This window comes from Flavobacterium hungaricum (assembly GCF_015182285.1).
GTDB classification, from domain to species: Bacteria; Bacteroidota; Bacteroidia; order Flavobacteriales; family Flavobacteriaceae; genus Flavobacterium; species Flavobacterium hungaricum.
Genome location: NZ_PRDM01000004.1, coordinates 549,387 through 568,337 on the forward strand (window position 1 = coordinate 549,387; position 18,951 = coordinate 568,337).

Below are 18,951 nucleotides of genomic sequence, written 5' to 3' on the forward strand. Positions count from 1 at the left end.
CCTAAAAAATTATCCAAATGAAAAAAATACTTTTCCTACTTGCAACAGGACTAACTGTCAGCGTCTCACATTCTCAACAGGTTCCAGATGCAGTTCGCTTTGCACAAGACAACATAACCGGAACTGCGCGATTTAGAGCTATGAGCGGTGCGTTTGGCGCAGTTGGAGGCGATTTGTCTGCCACTACAGTCAATCCTGCTGGTTCTGCCATTTTCAACAACAATCAGGTTGGCATCACCTTAAGCAATCAAAACATAGCAAATGATTCCCAATATTTTAATGGCAATCCTACCACAAGCAAAGAAAATTCTTTTATTCTAAATCAAGCTGGAGGTGTTTTTGTTTTTAAAAATGGAAACTCAAATAAGGGCTGGAACAAGATTACGATTGGAGCGAATTATGAGAACACTAACAATTTCAACAGCAATACTTTTTCTATAGGAGACAATCCAAACAATTCTGTAGCCAATTATTTTCTTGCTTATGCAAATGGCATCCCATTAGGCGATATAAAAAATATTGATTACAGAAATCAATATTACAATGAGCAACAAGCTTATTTTGGCTACGAGGGCTATATAATTAATCCTGTAAATCCTTCAGATAACAGCAACACCATATACACATCAAATGTACCTGCCTTATCTCCAGGCCAAGCTTATTATCAAGAAAACAGCGTTAATGAAAGAGGCTACAACAGTAAAATAAGTTTTAACATTGCAACATCATATAATGATCGCATTTACTTTGGAGCAAATTTAAACGTACACGTAACCGATTACAGAAGAACAAGCAGTTTTTACGAATTCAACAGAGAACCTCTTACACCAAACGCAACTATTTCCGATATAACATTCAATAATGATTTATATACATACGGAAATGGGTTCTCTTTTCAATTAGGAACAATAGCTAAAGTTACAGAAGCATTCAGACTTGGATTAGCTTATGAATCAAATACTTGGTACGAATTATACGATGAACTTTCTCAAAGTGTATATACCACAACACAAAACAATGCAGATGAAACATTTTATAATAATGTGAACCCTAATATTATTAATGTTTATGAACGATATACTTTACAGACTCCTGGAAAAGTGACTTTTAGTGCTGCGTATGTTTTTGGAAAAAGCGGTTTAATCAGTATTGACTATGCTATTAAAGATTACAGCAATGCTAAATTCAAACCAACTAATGATCCAGATTTTACAAATACCAATCAAGATATAAGCAATCAGCTAACCAATAATGGTGAATTGAGAGTGGGTGCAGAATACAAAATAAACAGATTAAGTCTAAGAGGCGGTTACCGATTTGAAGGAAGTCCTTATAAAAACGGAACTACAATTGGGGACACCAACAGTTTTTCTGGAGGTTTGGGTTACAATTTTGGAGGCACAAAGCTTGATTTAGCCTATTCTTATTTAGAAAGAAAATCAAATCAAGGATTTTTCACCAAAGGATTCACAGATGGAGCTAACATTACTTCGAGACTTAATAATGTTTCTCTAACTTTATTATTTGAATTGTAATTAAAACATAATAGATGAATGTAAATTTCCGTCAGGTTTTTCTTGGCGGATTTTTTTTATCCAGACGCAATAGTATTTTTTCAATCCCTAAACAGAAACAAACCAAGAACTTTGCTTCATAAAAAACACCTAAAAGCAATGAAAACTAGTGCTGTTTGAATAAAAAAAGTGTAATTTTGCACTCCAATTTATAAAAGTATGAGAACCAAGTCTTTAAAAAAGAATAAAATCAACGTAATCACTCTTGGGTGTTCAAAAAATGTTTATGACAGCGAAGTCCTTATGGGACAGCTTCGAGCTAGTGGAAAAGAAGTTGAACATGAAGCTCCGGCTGAAAAAGAAGGAAATATTATTGTAATTAACACTTGTGGTTTTATTGATAACGCCAAAGCAGAATCTGTGAATATGATTCTGGAATACGCTGATAAAAAAGACAGAGGTTTAGTAGATAAAGTTTTCGTTACCGGATGTTTATCTGAGCGTTACAGACCAGATTTAGAAAAAGAAATTCCGAATGTTGACCAATATTTCGGAACAACCGAATTACCTCAATTATTAAAAGCATTAGGAGCTGATTATAAGCATGAATTACTAGGAGAACGTTTAACTACGACTCCAAAAAATTATGCTTATTTAAAAATTGCAGAAGGATGTGACCGTCCGTGCAGTTTCTGCGCCATTCCATTAATGAGAGGATCACATGTTTCGCAACCAATTGAAAAATTAGTAAAAGAAGCTGAAGGCCTTGCTAAAAACGGTGTAAAAGAATTGATCTTGATTGCTCAAGACTTAACTTATTATGGTCTTGATTTATACAAAAAGAGAAATCTTGGCGAACTTCTAGAAGCTTTGGTAAAAGTAGAAGGAATCGAATGGATTCGTTTGCATTACGCTTTTCCAACTGGATTTCCAATGGATGTTTTGGAAATTATGAAACGCGAACCAAAAATCTGTAACTATATTGATATTCCGTTACAGCATATTTCGGACTCAATCTTAAAATCGATGCGCCGTGGTACTACACAGGCAAAAACCACTCAATTATTAAAAGACTTTAGAGCCTCAGTTCCTGGAATGGCAATTAGAACCACTTTAATTGTTGGTTATCCTGGAGAAACTCAAGAAGATTTTGAAATTTTGAAGGATTTCGTTCAGGAAATGAAATTTGACAGAATGGGATGTTTTGCTTATTCTCATGAAGAAAACACACATGCTTACTTACTTGAAGATGATGTTCCAGACGATGTAAAACAAGCAAGAGCAAATGAAATTATGGAACTGCAATCTCAAATTTCATGGGATTTGAACCAAGAAAAAGTAGGCAAAACTTTTAAATGTATTATCGACAGAAAAGAAGGTGCGCATTTTGTTGGAAGAACCGAATTTGACAGTCCAGATGTTGATAACGAGGTTTTAATTGATGCTTCTAAGCATTATGTTAAAACAGGAGATTTTGTTAATATAAAAATAATTGAAGCAACAGAATTTGATTTATACGGAGAACCTGCTTAAATTTACACTGAACATTTTTTACTATTGCTAAAAATAATTTTATGAAACCAATCCAGACTTTATTTATTATAGCTTTTGGCTTTTTCTGTTTTACTACAGCATCTGCACAATACGGAAACGGCTACAACAATGGCTATGGCGGAGGAGGTTACGGCAGAGGCGGCGGAATGGGAATGGACAGAAGTATGATGGGAGGCCCGCAAGGAAACACCAGCAAACCTAAAGAAGTCCCTGCTGAGGAAACTGCAGCTCAACTAGTAGAACAAATGAAACCTGAAGTTAATCTTGATGAACTTCAAGCAATTGCGATTACAAATGTATTAGCGGACAGCATGAGAGAGCAAGGTGTTTTGTTAAAAAACGAAAGCAGCAGCCAGGATCAAAAAATCGAACAGATAAAAGCCCTGAGAGAAAGCACTAATAAAAAAATCACTGCGTTTCTAACTCCAGACCAAGTAGTAAAATACACTGCCTTTATGGATAATTTCAAAGAAATTAAGAAACCAAAATCTAAAAAGAAAAAAGAAAAAGAATCTAAAGAATCTAAGGAGTCTAAAGAAACTAAAGAAAACACAGATACGAAAACGGACCAATAAACCGTTTTAATAGTATCTTAAATACTTAATTATGACAAAAAAGATTTTTTGTTATCTGATCCTAGCTGTATTCATCTGCTCTTGTTCTACCAATCCGTATAAAACGACAGAGAAAGCATATGACCAGCAGCTTAAAACTCTGGAAAACCAAATTACAAGCAAAGATCCGCAGCAGATACCTGGTGTAAATCCTCTTGTGATTGACACTTCGTACGCACAGCAGCTTGGCATCATAAAAGATACTTTATCTAAAACGGGTTCAACCGCTTTATTAAATGGAATCAGTACAGAATGGGTTGGAACCGTTAATTTCAACCTGAGAAAACCAAGTTTTGTTATTATTCATCATACTGCACAAGATTCGCTGCAACAGACTATTAATACTTTTACTAAGACCAAAACCCAGGTAAGTGCGCATTATGTAATTTCTGAAAATGGAAAAGTTGTTCAGATGCTGAATGATTACTTAAGAGCATGGCACGCAGGAAATTCGACTTGGGGAAAAGCAACCGATTTAAACTCCAGCTCTATCGGAATTGAATTGGATAACAATGGTTTTAAACCTTTTACAGAAGCTCAAATTGCAAGTCTGGTTGCCCTTTTAACCAAACTAAAGAAAGATTACAACATTCCGACACAGAACTTTTTAGGTCATGCCGATATTGCTCCAGGAAGAAAACAAGACCCAAGCGCTTTATTTCCTTGGAAGACATTAGCAGAAAAAGGATTTGGGATATGGCCGGATGAAATCCTGGAACCTGCCCCATTTGATTTTAAAATTGAACCAGCACTTCGAATTATAGGTTATAATACCAAAAATTTAACAGCTGCAATTCAAGCTTTTAAACTGCATTACATACAAACAGACGCAACCTCAACTTTGGATAGAAAAACAATAGATACTATTTATTCTATTTTTAAAAAACAGGTTCAATAATAGGTTTATCTAACCGCAAAGATTTACATAGAGTTCGCAAGGCAATTTAACGATAGCTTTGCGAACTTTTCATTTTAAGCTGAGTCAGAATACTTTTTACGATTTTTTTTATACTCATCATTGTTTCGCGCAGGTTTAAATGATCTAAGCAGATTATAATAATTCATATCAAAAAATCTGCAGAATCTATGTCTATGATTAAATCTAAAGGCATCAAGGAATTTGATATTTTCCGTTTTAGATGGACAACTATTTAGGTTTAATTTTTATTGCTGCAGCTTACAAGATTAAGACTCTCCCTCGTTAACTTCAAAATCCTATCATCTAACTCCTAGCATTTAAGTCCTAACCCTTAACCCTTAACCCTTAACCCTTAACCCTTAACCCTTAACCCTTAACTTCTAACTTCTAACTCTTAACCCCTAACTCTTAACCCCTAACTCTTAACCCCTAACTCTTAAGCCCTAACTCTTAAGCCCTAACTCCTAACACTTAACTCCCACCTCCCAAATCCCAATCCTAAAAAAATAAAAAAGCTGCCAAAACATTAATATGTTTCGACAGCTCCAAAAAAAAAAAAAAAATATCAATCTTTATCTCTAGAAAGAGTATGTTGTAGCAATTAAACCGTAGAAACTTCCTCCTGTCGGCAACGCATCTTTATCTAAGAAAATATCATTTGATGCAGCATCGTATCGTAACTCCGGAATTATCGTAAGTTTTCCAACTTTGTAATTTAAAGACACTGTATTTGCAAATACATTAGATCCTGTCAATGTTCCTAAACTTGGCGCAGCATCTTTAGCATCAAAATATTCTATTCTATAAGCCAAAAGCAATGACGGGCTAAATGAATAATTAGCGTATCCTACGATTGAATACCAATCACCATCTAAAGTACTGTCAAAATCATTTTTAGTTTTGGCATAAGTAGCATTAAATCCTAAAGCAAAAGCATCGTTTATCGTTTTAGAAGCTACAAAATCGATTTGTGTCTTATTTTCATCAGATGCAGGGTTACTGCTTCCTGATGTAAAATTCAAATAAGCGCTTCCGGTTTCACCAATATAACCTACTTGTCCGATATAGGTCTTTTGAGAAGAGCCTGCATCCATCGCAGATTTAAAATCAGTAGGATTTGTGATTCCAAACATGGCCGTAAATTTACCTGAGGTATACTGTGCTTTTACTCCAGTATTAAAGAATGGTCCGTACGAGAAAGCATAAGACATACTGTAGTTTTTATTATCCACAGCATCTAAGACTTCATATCCGATATGGGTTCCGAAACTACCCACTACCACTTTAAATTTCTCAGTTAAATTATAAGTAAAGAACAATTGTTTAATTAAAAATTTTGCGTTAATATCTTTATCTGTTGTTTCATTATAGGAAAATTCCCCTGCTCTTTTTCCGAATCCTAAGTCTACGAAAACAGAGGCTTTCCCAAAAGTATGACCTGCCTCAATGGATGCCATCCCTAGTTCGAATGAATCTTGTGAGTTGGTAAAGCTCGTCAATCCATTCATTTGTTTAGAAAAATCATATTTATAGTACGCATCTGCAGACCCTCCCCAAGTGGTTGCCGGCGGAGCCGTGGTTTCTTCCTCTTGGGCAAAAGCAAACGAACTTGTTAACATTGCGGCTAAAATGTGAAATACTTTTTTCATGGTTAAAATTGGTTTTTAGTTATTAATTGATTCTGGTTAGTTAATCTTTTATATATCTATTTTAATAGTATAAGTCATTTCTAAAACCTTTTTATGCGCCTTTAAACATCTTCATTTTCATTAGCGAATTTATTAACTTTTGCATCAGTAGAACAATGCAGAAGTATTTTTTTGACGTTTTAGACGAAGAATTACGGATTACAAAAATTAATCTTCCAATAATCGTTATTTGATATTATTCGATATTTCTTTTTGAAAATTCAACAACCAAAAAACCCTTTCAAACTATCCTAAAAACATGTTTTACAAATAACAACCACCAAAAAATACAATAATACTTATATTTTCATCATTCAAAAACAACATACCCCCTAAAATTTTAGGGGTAGTAAAAATTTAATAAAAAATTAAAATACTAAAACAGTTTAGACAATTGATAATCCCTCAAAACTCATCCCTGTTATAATTCCTACAAAAACACCCATACAAAATACCTTTTTATAACCAATCTTAACTTTCATTTTGAACAAAAAAATCGAAACATAAAAAAAACCTGCTCAAATTTTGAACAGGTTTTAATCATCACTTTTGATTGCATTTATTGCCGATTGTATTTTCGTAAATACTCACGAACTTTAATTCCCGATTCTTTCAAATCTTCATCTTTCCATTTTCCATCAGATTTTGCCGATTTTTTTAAAATAGAACAGGTTTCATCCTTATCTGATACAGACCATGTAATCCAGCTCAATTTTCGGGCTTCCATCCATTCAATATATTCTTCCCAAGCTTTACTATTTAACGGGCCGTCACCAGATGCTTCCATTCCTGCAGATTCAGAAATAAATACCGGCAAACCACTTTTGATTGCTGCATCTGTTCGGTCTCGAAGTTCTTTTCCGTGCGTTGCGGCATAAAAATGCATTGTATACATTATATTGTTATAATCGACTATAGGATCTGAAGCGGGCAAATCAATATCCTGATCCCAATGCGGGCAGCCGACTAATATAATGTTATTAGGATCATTTGCTCGAATTTCTTTAATAACTTCTTCTGCGTAGCTTTTCACTTCCCACCACGTTTCATAATCGGGCTCATTAAATACTTCATAGATAATATTAGGATACTTGCTGTACTTTTTTGACATTTCTGCAAAAAAAGCTTTTGCTTCTTTCAAATTAACATTATGACTGTGCCAATCAATGATTACATAGATATCAGATTTTATAGCTCCTTCTATCACTGCTTCTATTTTCTCTTTAGAAAACTGTGGATCTTTTTGATATGAGAATTCTCCAAGCTCAATTCCCATTGCTGCGCGAACTACATTACAGCTAAAATCTTTTTTGAGCCAGCTTACAGCTTTTTCATTATAAAATCTGGGCCACATGCTGTGCCATCCAAAACTCAAACCGCGAAGTACAACGGGATTATTGTTTTTGTCTACAAGCTGGGTTCCTTGAACGCTAAGCTGACCGTGTGTTTTTACAAATTGCGCATTTAGATTAAAAAAAACTGACAGCATACAAAAAACTAAAAAAGAAGGTTTCAATTTCATACCTATATATATTAAGGAGTTAGTTTAAACGTAATGACATCATGCGATGCTATTTCTGAAATAAATATCTTTTTTGTTGTTCCAGCCTCTTTATTTTTCCAGAGGTCTTTTATCTTAAAGGTCGTTTTGGTAAAATCGGTTTCGAAACCAAAATCTGAATCCTTAAAGTTATTCTTTTTCCAATCAAAATTGATTTTTTTAGGATTGTCAGTTCTATTTAGAAAAGAAACTGCCCAAGCACCGTCTGACAATGGTTTTACCCAAACCTCAACACCATCAATAACCTTATATTTAAAACCCTGAATTCCTAATTTATCTTGATTTACCGCCAGCAGTTCTTTATTGGTCAAGATTGCCAATGTTTCTTTAGACATTTTTCTATAATCATTTCCCGTAAATAAAGGAGACGCAACCATACACCAAATTGTAAAATGCGATTTGTCCTCGGTATCGTTCATTTCGTTTCCAACTTCCATCATATCAAAATCATTCCAATGATCGGGGCCGGAATATTTACGAATATCTTTTCTCATGTCTGCAATTTTCATGAATCCCCAAGACGACCAGTTTTCTGGATGTTTAAATTCGCAGTCAAAACATGGATAAATATCCCCAGAAATCCTCCAAAGATTCCCAATTGGTTTTCCCCATTCCCAAGGCTGATTGTCACCCCATTCGCAAAGACTGAAAACAATTGGTCTTCCGGCTGTTTTAAGTGCATTACTCATTGTCTTGTACGCTTCTTTTGCAGTGATTCCTTCTGTATTACACCAATCGTATTTTAAAAAATCGATTCCCAGTTTTGCATAAAAACGCGCGTCCTGATATTCATATCCTCTTGTTCCAGGATATCCTGCACAAGTTTTTGTCCCTGCACAATTGTATAATCCGAATTTCAGCCCTTTACTGTGCACATAATCAATAAGTGCTTTCATGCCGTTTGGAAATTTTTGAGGATCAGGAACCAAATCTCCGTTTACATCACGCTCGTGTGTCATCCAGCCGTCGTCTAAAACAATGTAATTGTATCCCGCAGCCGCTAAACCTGATGAAACCATTATATCGGCTGTTTCTTTAACCAATTTTTCGTCAATATTAGTAGCAAAGGTATTCCAGGAATTCCACCCCATTGGAGGCGTCATGGCTAAACCTTCAAATTTTCCACCTTCCTGAACGTGTGTGTTTCCTTGGCTGAAACCTAAACTGAACATACTCAGAGCAACGAATAGTAATACTGCTTTTTTCATTTTTATTTATTTTGTGATATTTTTTAATCTATTGGATTACCCAAAAAATAACCGCTTATTTATGTAAAAAAACTCCATTGCGATCATCTCGAAATGGAGTTGTCTGCTTTATTATGAACCTACTATTAAATCACTACCAAATTTTTTGTTCTTACAACTCCATTTGAATAGGTTACCTGAACAACATACATCCCTGCTGTTAATGCCGCTCCTACGCTTGACTTAAGGGCAATTGCTGTGCTTGAATTGGTCAATGAAAAAGTAGCGACCAAAACACCCGAATTATTATAAATTTTGCATATGCCCGGTGATACCTGCGTAACCTGAGGTGCCAAAATGGTAATATATCCGTTACTGTAAGGATTTGGCGCAACTGTTATGTCATAATTTACTGTTGGTGTGTTGTTGGCACAATTGGTTAAATTTAAAGAAACAGAATTACTGTAAGATGTTGCTGTAACCGAGTTAGACAAACAACCTGAAGCTGATGTTCTAGAAGTGATGTCGTATAAAAAATAAGGCTGTCCGTTTAAGGGTAATTTTAATTCGAATACATTTTTAGACGTTTCTGTGATAATGATCGAAGCATCTGGTATACGAGGCGCAATAGTATAACTAGTATAAGGACTCGGGTTTGGATTTGTAGCAACGTTTAATGTTATAATGTGATATTGCGGCGTACAATAGTCGCTTGTTTTGGTAACGAGATAACTTGGCGGAGTTGGCGATGTTGCCGTTAAAAATTGAAAATCTGGTGTGGTATACACAACGCTGCCTGCCAAGTAAAATGTCGCTTTGATGGAACTTGGACTATTAATTATATTCCCCGATTTAATTACCACTCTATTAATAGGATCTGACGGGTTTCCTGAAAAAGTAATTCCACTATCATTAGACGACCAGACTATACTATCGTAACTTACTGCATCGGCATTCATAATCTTATACGTTGGATTACTAGAAATACAGTAGGGATTTAAACCCGTAATATATTGTGCCTGCATTCCTGAAATCATCAAAAGAAAAAAACTACTGGTTAAAAGAATTTTGCTTTTGAGAGTACTAACATTCAAAAAGTAATTGTTTTTCATAATTATATTTTTTTAGTGTTAAAATAATTGAGATCTGTAAATTTAGATATCGATTTTATACCAATTCGATACTATTTTATTAAAACACAATACTATATGATCATTTAGAAAGAATTTTCTTTAATAAAAAAAAACTCCACTTCGATACATCAAAATGGAGTTTTTAGAAATACTAACAATAAAAACTTACTTACTCAGCTTTAACGGTAAAACCGATATTGTCAAAATAGAATGTATTTTCAATTCCATCTCCTTTTTCTGTTGTCGTTCTGTTTTGGAATGATATGTTTTGAACACGATCTGTATTAGTTAAAACAGACCACGGAAGATAAAATGTTTTCCACTCTGTAGTTACATCTAGGATAGGAGGATTATTATCCCAATTTCCATTAAAGACAAAACCAAGTTTACCTGGAACTTTTGCTTTTATAGCCACACGCAATCCAGAATATGGCGTAAGTTGATCGTACCAGCTCCAGTTTCCTTGGATATTACCCCAAGCATCCATTTTTTTAGAGATATACGTTAATCCCTGTTCTGCAGTACCATCGGTAACATAGGTATAATTATTCCAAGATGGGAAATCTAATCCGTAGTACGAAACGTCATCAAATATTGCAGTTCCAACAGCATAAGAAGAACTAGTCTCTCCAGACATATTGGCTACTGTAAGGTATCTTGTATCAGCATCTGCCGGCAGTTTCACCACAATTTTTTCTAATGTAGAAGAAACCACTGTAACAGGAACCGCTTCTTTTGATTTTGTTTTTGCAAGCGTAACAACTGGATTTAAGAAATATTTACCCACTATAGTTACCTCTTGATCAGCAGCTGCATTTATTGGATAAAATCCCGCAATTGTCGGCACAGGCGGCGCAATTACAAAATCGAATACAGCGGTACCATTTTTCGTTTCTACTTTTAACTGGTTTGAAGAATTAGCATAGGGCGTATTTTCATCAATTTGAATAACAATATCAGTATCAGTTACAAAAGTCGGTCTAAAATAACTGCTGAAATCATTAAACGTAACTTTTGTAGTAGTCAAAAATCCTTTACCATGAATCACATAGTAATTTTTTGGATATCCAACAGTAACAGGTTCAAATGGTTTAAGAGTACCATTTGTCTCGTAGCCAGTAGGCGAAACAGACTCAATAACCAGTGTTCCAGAAGAGGCAGAAGCATTATCATCATTTGAACATGCACTGAAAAGTATTAAAGATAACAACCATGTCAAACATGCTGCTAACGAAACAATTTTTATATTTTTCATCTTTTTAGTTTTAAAAATTATTTAAAAGCATATGGCACCACTTCTTTTAATCTTGGGTTTTTAATCAAATCATCTGCCGGATAAGGCAATAAAAGATTGGTAGCTGAAATTGAAATGTGTTTTTCGACTTCTCTATTCCCTCTGTTTTGAGCTTCTAATATTGCCTTAGCCTTACTAAATGGCAAACGTCCTAAATCAAAATAATAATCTCCTTCACATGCTAATTCTGCACGTCTTTCTTTAAATATATCATCAAAAGATATGGTTGTTTTTTCTGGAACTCCTGCTCTTCTGCGCACTGCATTAAAAGATGCAAGAGCAGCTGGATCTGAAGTACTTCCTGTCTGTGTACCCAAAGTAGCTTCGGCATGAATTAACAACAGTTCTGCATAACGCATCATATAACTATTCATACTGCTTTCTCCATTAAACGGAGGATTAAAAGGACCTGTTATTGGTAAATTTTCTTTTCCGATAACGTATTTTTTCAATCCTGCACCCGATTTTTGTGCTTCGTATTGAATATCAAATGTATAACCTAAAATCTTTTTTGCATCTACTTCAAGAGTTTCTGCGTAAGTCAAGTTTGGATAAAAATCTCCCGGAAGCATAAAAGTTTCTATTCTTCTTTTATCATTAATTTCGTATACATTCTTGATCAAATCCTGAGATGGCGCTATCTGCCCTGAATAAGTAGTTTCTACCAATCTGTTTTCTGGTGCGAATAAGGTATTAGAGAAATTACCGTCAAAGTACGTTCCAGCCCCATTCCACTGCCAAGAAAAAATCGATTCCTCGTTATTGTTATTTTTCTGAAGCCACAAATCTGCAAACGATTTTGTAGGCAGAGCATCTCCGCCTAATAGTTTAAACTCGCCGCTGTCAATAACTTCTTTAGACAATGCTTTTGCCAGATCATATTTTTTCTGGTACAAATACACCTTTGCCAAAAGCGCTTTTGCAGAACCACTTGACACGTGAGCATTTGCAGCATAATCTGAACCTCTGTTTTTAGATCTCAAATTAGCAATAGCAAATTTCAAATCATTTTCAATAAATTTATAGACATCCTCAGTAGGATTACTTGGAATCACAAAATTTAAAGAATATGCACTATTGTCCTCAATAATAGGCACATTGCCCCATAATCTTACCAAGAAAAAATAAGAGAAAGCTCTAATAAAATGAGATTCTCCAAGCGCATTATTCAAAGCTGTTTTACTAACGTTTGGTCCCACACTTTGCGGCAGACTATTAATGTAAGCGTTAGAATTTGCGATTGCTCCAAAACAAGATCTCCAGGCATCAGAAATAAAAGCTTGAGAATCTGTAAAACTCAAATCTGTAAATTTTCCAAAATCGTTATAAACATCCGCATACATATTACCCGAAATCACGTCTGTAATTCCGTAAAATGCAGATTTATTCATATTAAACCATACAAGACCGTACAAGCCATTCGTTGCATTATCAAGCTTTACATCAGAATCGTAATAATTTCCGATGGTTGGCGCCGCTTCTGCAGGAACGTCTAAGAAATCCTGAGAACAAGACGATGAGATCAACAATAGTATTGCTAAACCAAAAACACCGCTTCTATTTAGTATATTTTTCATATTAATTCGTATTAAAATTCAACATTAAAACCAAAAGTGATTTGTCTCGGAACTGGGTAACGACCGTTATCTACACCAGACAACAAGGCATCTTGGTTGTAAGCCCCTACTTCTGGATCATATCCTTTGTACTTCGTAAAAGTGAATAGGTTTTGACCCGAAGCATAAATTCTCAATCTTGTTAATTTAATTTTTGAAATGACATCTGATGGCAGAGAATACCCTAAAGTCACGTTTTGAATTCTTAAATAAGAACCGTCTTCGATAATACGTGTTGAAACCGCATTATTTATATCATCATAAGTTGAAGGTCTTGGCAGACTTCCGTTAGGATTTGAAGCAGAATAAAAATCAGAAGCCTCTGTTAAATAATTTGTTCCCAAATTACTATTAAGCGTTCCAGACAAACGAGTTAAGTTCATTAATTTATTTCCAGCTGTACCTTGCACGAAGATAGACAAATCGACGTTTTTATATTTAAAGTTATTTGTAAATCCGTAAGTGAATTTTGGATTTGGATTTCCAATTGGTTTCAAATCCTTCTGATCTATAACACCGTCATTATTTTGATCTTTATAAATAACATCTCCTTTTCTGAAATCCGGCAGTAAAGAGTTTGTTCCGTTTTTCAAAATTACTCTGTTGCCATTTCCGTCTGTATGTCCATATGTTGTCAAATCCTCATCTGTTCTGTAAATCCCCAGCGCTTCATACCCGACAAACGAACCTATTGGCAGCCCTTCTACCGTTCTAGAAACTGTTACGGTATTATAAGCAAGCGTTCCCATCGTTTTTACGATATTCAATCCTGCCATATTCGTAACCTCATTTTCATATTTAGTAAAGTTCAAACTTCCGTTCCATGTAAAATTCTCTGAGAATTTCTCTGTATAACCAACTGTAATCTCTATCCCTTTATTTTTCATGCTTCCAAGATTAAAATACGGCGGATTTACACCTCCTTCATAATCACCACCTCCAGAAAGAAAGTTTGGCAACGGTACTTGGTACAAGAAATTTTTTGATACTTTTTGATACAAATCTACAGATGCTGTAAGTTTAGCATGAAACATATTAAAATCTAAACCTATGTTTGTTTGATCCTGAGTTTCCCATTTTAATTTTTGATTCGCTGTATTTGACGGCAGATAAGAAGTTCCCATCGAGCTGTTAACCACATGCAGATTAGACTCGTACAAATTATTCCCAATTTGATTATTACCAGTCTGTCCCCATCCTGCTCTAATTTTAATACCATCAACATATTTTTTAGTTCCTTCCATAAAAGCTTCATTAGAAATTTTCCAAGAACCGCTTATAGAACTAAAAACGCCCCATTTATTTCCTGTATAAAATTTGGAAGATCCATCTGTTCTTATAGATGCCGCTACACCATATTTATCTGCATAATCATAAACTGCTCTTCCTAAATAAGAAGCTAAAGTCTGCGTTCCAGAATATACCCCGCTTGTAACTGCTTTTGGTAAATCTGATGCTGCAAGGGTTTTGTTATTATTGTCTGTGTATCCTCCAGCCAATATAGAATATCCTTCCCAATGTGCTCTATTAGATTCTTGTACTGCCAAAAGTGTTAAATTGTGTTTACCAAAAGTATTTCTATAGGTAAGCATGTTTTTTAAGTTCCAAGAATTTCCGCTTGACGGATTATAGTACAAGTTGGCATAACTTTTTACAGCATTACCCAAAGAGTACATTGGATCAAATCTTTGCCCTAAGTTATCGTAGATGTAACCACCTGCTTCAAAACGGTATTCTAAACCTTTTAAAATATCTACCTGAGTATAAAAGTTACCCGAATAGTTTTTTCTAACTAAAGTATTTGAACCTAATAATGAAGTCGCTACCGGATTTACAAATGAAGTATTTCCTCCAGAAGGCGGTCCCGAAAAAGCACCTGACAATTCTCTTACCGCAACATCTGGAGTTGCCAGTAAAGAAGTAGCTACAACACCATTAAATTGACCGTTTAACGTTAATTTCTCATCTGTAATTGCTCCACTCACGTTAACTCCAACTTTGATAAAGCTGTTTACTTTTGCATCAATATTAGTTCTGAAATTATATCTCTTAAACCCAGATTCGATAACAATTCCCTCTTGATTTAAAACACCTCCAGAGATATAGTAATTGATTCCTTCTTTGCCTCCTGAAAAAGACAATTGGTTAGACGACATCAAACCCGTTTCGTAAATAGCATCCTGCCAGTCTGTACCTTTTCCTAAAACTTCAGGATGTGCAAATTCTGGGCGTTTTGATGATGGATCGTAAACATCTGCTAAAGCATTCTGATGTATGGCATATTCCTGCAAGTTCATCGAATGCAATTTTTTTGGCAGATTACTAATCGAGTACGAACTCTCAAAAGATAATTTACCAGTGCCTTTTTTACCCGATTTTGTAGTTACAATGATAACCCCGTTTGCACCACGAGAACCATAAATTGCTGTTGCCGAAGCATCTTTTAAAATATCAATAGACTCGATATCATTTGGATTTATCAGTGCCAGCGGACTCTGAGTGATATTACCATTATTAGAGAAATTAGAATTTCCCTGCGCATTTCTTCCAGACGTAGAAGAGTTTCTTGCATCACCAGAAATCGGCACACCATCTATTACATACAAAGGCTCGTTAGTTCCTGTTAATGAAGAAACCCCTCGAATTCTCACCGAAACGTTACTTCCCGGTTCTCCAGAGTTACTATTAACGACTACCCCCGCAGCTTTACCCTGCATCATCTGATCGAATGAAGCTACTTTTAAATTTTCAATATCTCTCGAACTAATGCTGGAAATAGCACTATTTACGTCTTTTCTCTTTTGAGTTCCGTACCCAATTACCACAACATCTTTTAGGTCTTCTGTATTTGATTTCAGAATTACATTAATTGTAGTTTTAGTCCCAACTGCTATTTTTTGAGTAGTAAATCCGATAAAGGAGAAAGACAAAGTAGCATTTGCTGGAACATCAATCGAAAATTTTCCATCAAAATCTGTTGAAGAGGTAATCTTTGTGCCGACAACTGAGATATTGGCACCCGGAATAGACAATCCTTTTTCATCTGCAACCGTTCCCGAGACCTTTACCTGAGCCGTAATAAAATTACTAGTCAGCAACAAAAATAAAATCAAAGGAACTGCTCTGTGGTTAGCGTTCCAATGAATGAAGTTAGTCATTAGTTTTTTCATAATAAGTGTTTGGTTAGTTTAATTGTAATCTATAGAATTTAAGGCATAAAAAGTGGCGGCTTATTTTCTTAAATTATTTAACAAATCTATAACAGAAGGAAATATCAAATCGATAATATTATATCATTTAATGATAATATTTTTACTATACAGGTTTAAAAAAACATATATCAAAATAAAACCTATCAAATTTTACATTATTCGCAATCCGCAACTTTAAACAGCCCAATCTTATAAAGAAAAGTTAACGAAATCGTAAAAAGAAAACGTTTTCGTTAAAAATAATATCTAATGATGAAAAAAAAGTATCATTATAAAATTCGCTTCAGACCTGAGAAATCTTCACGATACTGACTTGGTGTACAGTTTTTGGTTGCTTTAAAACTTCGGTTAAAGTTAGCAATATTATTAAAGCCCGATTTGAACGCCACCTCAGAAACACTCATATCTTTTTCTACCAGCCATCGTGCCGCATAACCTATTCGGATATCATTTATATAATTGACAAAAGTTTTTCCGGTGCGTTTTTTAATAAAGCGATTAAACGAAATGATCGACATGCTGGCAACGCTCGCAACATCCTCTAAAGTAATTTTTTCTGCAAAATGTTTCTGCACATATTCGTAAACCAATTTCATTTTATCATAATCGTCAAACGTATCATAATCTACTGTATAAGTAGAAAGCAATCGCTGGTTTCTAGAATTGGCAAGATCATATAATAAAGAAGTAATTTCTAAAAAATAGTCCATACCATCTAATTTAGACAGCCTTACAAGTCTTGGAGTCAATTCTTCGGCGGTTTTTTTAGAAAAAAGAATTCCGTGAATAGAGCGGTTAAACATATCCCGAATCGGATTCATTATACGTCTGGAGAGCAGAGACTCGTGAAATAAATCATTATGAAACTGAATTGTTATTTCGTGAATTTTTTTACTCGTGCATTTATTCAATTCCCAGCCGTGATATAAATTAGGTCCAATTAAAACCAATTCGACATTATCAATTTCTTCAATATTATCTCCAACAACACGCTTTACTCCTTTTCCGTTTAGGATAAAATTAATTTCAAATTCCGGATGGTAATGAACAGGAAAATCAAAACTATCTTTGACACGGTCAAAAACCAAAAAACTGTCTCCTGCAGCAAGCGGCGCAATTTCTCTGTAAAAATTTTTAGTAGTACTCATTCTAAAATATAAGGTTAGGTTGTGGTTGTAAGTTTTATTTGACTGCAATAATATGATATATAATTGATAAAATAATATTAATTATACGAATAACATCCTTTTATCTTTGAAAAATAGAATTATCAGTTTTATAAAAAGCAGACAGATTATAAACATTAATCATTTTTTATCAGGAATCTTTTTATAGTTTTAATAATTTTAGCTCCAAAATGATATTGAATTTTCGAAACAAAAAGACCACTTATTTGATTCGATTACAAATCATCAATTTGAATTACATTACACTGAAAAACAAGTATATTAAAATGAAAAAAAAGCTGCTGACATTTTTAACCGCCGTATTTATTGGAACTTCTTGTTCTGCTGCACCTATAAACAGTAATACTAATTTGTCACTTTCAGATAAAAAAGCAACAAAAGAAACCAGCGCCCTGTACCAAAAATTAAATGCTCTTTCTCAAAAAGGTTTTCTTTTTGGGCATCAGGATGATCTTGCCTACGGTGTAAATTGGAAATACGAAAACAACCGAAGCGATATAAAAGACGTAGTGGGCGATTATCCGGCTGTGTATGGCTGGGATATTGCAGGTTTAGAAAATGACAGTCCAAACAATATTGACGGCGTTCCCTTTGCTAAAATGAAACAATATATAGTTGAGGCACACGAGCGAGGCGGTATTTCTACCATCAGCTGGCATTTTGACAATCCTGCCACAGGAAAAAACGCTTGGGACAATACGCCAAATGCGCTTAAAACCATTTTACCAGGAGCAGCAAACCATCAAAAATACACCTCTTGGTTAGACAAAGCCGCTAATTTCTTTTTATCATTAAAAGACAAAAAAGGAAAAAACATTCCGATTCTCTTCAGACCTTTTCACGAACTTACGGGCGGCTGGTTTTGGTGGGGAAAAGGAAACTGCACACCAGACGAATTTAAAGCTGCTTGGAAATTTACTTTCGAATACCTGCAGAAAAAAGGAGTGCATAATTTAATTTACGTTTACAATACCGGAAGTTTTAAAAGCGAAGCCGATTTTCTAGAAAATTATCCTGGCGACAATTACGCAGATATTTTGAGTTTCGACACTTATCAGAATAGTTCTGATCCGTCTGGCGAAAAATTCGTTTCTGAAGTACAGCAGCAATTCAAAATTTTAAACGAAATTGCTCTTAAAAAACAAAAACCGATTGCCTTGGCTGAGGCAGGCTATGAAGCTGTTCCTGACCCAAAATGGTGGACTGGAACTTTACTAAAAGCAATAGGAGATTACAAAATCGCTTATGTCCTATTGTGGAGAAATCATGGCTGGCAGGAAAAAGAACAAAAAATGCATTATTATGCCCCGTTTTCAGGCCAAGTGAGCGAAAAAGATTTTATAGATTTCTATAAACTTGACAAAACTTTATTTGAAAAAGACATTAATAAAAAATAATTAAAACACAGGTTTCAATATTTAGAAAACAATAAAAAGCCTTACCAAACACAACCAACTATGCTGTTATGTGTT

The 18,951-nt window shown here is 34.7% G+C and carries 13 protein-coding genes; 5 read left to right on the top strand and 8 right to left on the bottom strand.

Going from position 1 to position 18,951, the window contains the following annotated elements; genetic code table 11:
- The first annotated feature begins 17 nt into the window (after positions 1-17).
- From C4F50_RS18635 to C4F50_RS18650, 4 genes are all read left to right on the top strand, one after another.
- Positions 18-1,535, top strand: coding sequence for an OmpP1/FadL family transporter (locus C4F50_RS18635; protein ID WP_194140156.1), 1,518 nt, complete (start codon positions 18-20; stop codon positions 1,533-1,535).
- Between the two features lie 198 nt (positions 1,536-1,733).
- Positions 1,734-3,047: a 30S ribosomal protein S12 methylthiotransferase RimO gene (gene rimO, locus C4F50_RS18640; protein WP_194140157.1), complete on the top strand. Its 1,314-nt coding sequence runs from the start codon at positions 1,734-1,736 to the stop codon at positions 3,045-3,047.
- Between the two features lie 41 nt (positions 3,048-3,088).
- A complete protein-coding gene (locus tag C4F50_RS18645; RefSeq protein ID WP_194140158.1) occupies positions 3,089-3,643 on the top strand; it encodes a hypothetical protein in 555 nt (184 codons plus the stop codon).
- A gap of 31 nt (positions 3,644-3,674) precedes the next feature.
- Positions 3,675-4,580: an N-acetylmuramoyl-L-alanine amidase gene (locus C4F50_RS18650; RefSeq protein WP_194140159.1), complete on the top strand. Its 906-nt coding sequence runs from the start codon at positions 3,675-3,677 to the stop codon at positions 4,578-4,580.
- A 599-nt stretch (positions 4,581-5,179) separates the two neighbouring features.
- Here C4F50_RS18650 and C4F50_RS18655 read toward each other — a convergent pair.
- The 8 genes from C4F50_RS18655 to C4F50_RS18690 all read right to left on the bottom strand — a co-directional run bounded on the left by C4F50_RS18655 (position 5,180) and on the right by C4F50_RS18690 (position 17,440).
- Positions 5,180-6,250, bottom strand: coding sequence for an outer membrane beta-barrel protein (locus C4F50_RS18655; RefSeq protein WP_194140160.1), 1,071 nt, complete (start codon positions 6,248-6,250; stop codon positions 5,180-5,182).
- A 598-nt stretch (positions 6,251-6,848) separates the two neighbouring features.
- Positions 6,849-7,811, bottom strand: coding sequence for a glycoside hydrolase family 5 protein (locus C4F50_RS18660; RefSeq protein ID WP_194140161.1), 963 nt, complete (start codon positions 7,809-7,811; stop codon positions 6,849-6,851).
- Between the two features lie 11 nt (positions 7,812-7,822).
- Complete coding sequence (locus C4F50_RS18665) at positions 7,823-9,058, bottom strand: glycoside hydrolase family 27 protein (protein WP_194140162.1); 1,236 nt, start codon at positions 9,056-9,058, stop codon at positions 7,823-7,825.
- Positions 9,059-9,183: 125 nt separating this feature from the next.
- The gene (locus C4F50_RS18670; protein ID WP_194140163.1) at positions 9,184-10,149 is read right to left on the bottom strand and encodes a T9SS type A sorting domain-containing protein; all 966 of its coding nucleotides are present in this window, start codon (positions 10,147-10,149) and stop codon (positions 9,184-9,186) included.
- Between the two features lie 190 nt (positions 10,150-10,339).
- Positions 10,340-11,425, bottom strand: coding sequence for a hypothetical protein (locus C4F50_RS18675; protein ID WP_194140164.1), 1,086 nt, complete (start codon positions 11,423-11,425; stop codon positions 10,340-10,342).
- 17 nt (positions 11,426-11,442) lie between these two features.
- The gene (locus tag C4F50_RS18680) at positions 11,443-13,041 is read right to left on the bottom strand and encodes a RagB/SusD family nutrient uptake outer membrane protein (RefSeq protein ID WP_194140165.1); all 1,599 of its coding nucleotides are present in this window, start codon (positions 13,039-13,041) and stop codon (positions 11,443-11,445) included.
- A gap of 11 nt (positions 13,042-13,052) precedes the next feature.
- Entirely contained in the window at positions 13,053-16,250 is a 3,198-nt protein-coding gene (locus C4F50_RS18685) for a SusC/RagA family TonB-linked outer membrane protein (RefSeq protein WP_194140166.1), read from the bottom strand.
- A gap of 311 nt (positions 16,251-16,561) precedes the next feature.
- Positions 16,562-17,440, bottom strand: a complete 879-nt coding sequence (locus tag C4F50_RS18690; RefSeq protein WP_194140167.1) for an AraC family transcriptional regulator — start codon at positions 17,438-17,440, stop codon at positions 16,562-16,564.
- Positions 17,441-17,745: 305 nt separating this feature from the next.
- Here C4F50_RS18690 and C4F50_RS18695 point away from each other — a divergent pair, with 305 nt between their 5' ends.
- On the top strand, positions 17,746-18,876 hold the full coding sequence (locus C4F50_RS18695) for a glycoside hydrolase family 26 protein (protein ID WP_194140168.1): 1,131 nt from the start codon (positions 17,746-17,748) through the stop codon (positions 18,874-18,876).
- The last annotated feature ends 75 nt before the right edge of the window (positions 18,877-18,951 follow it).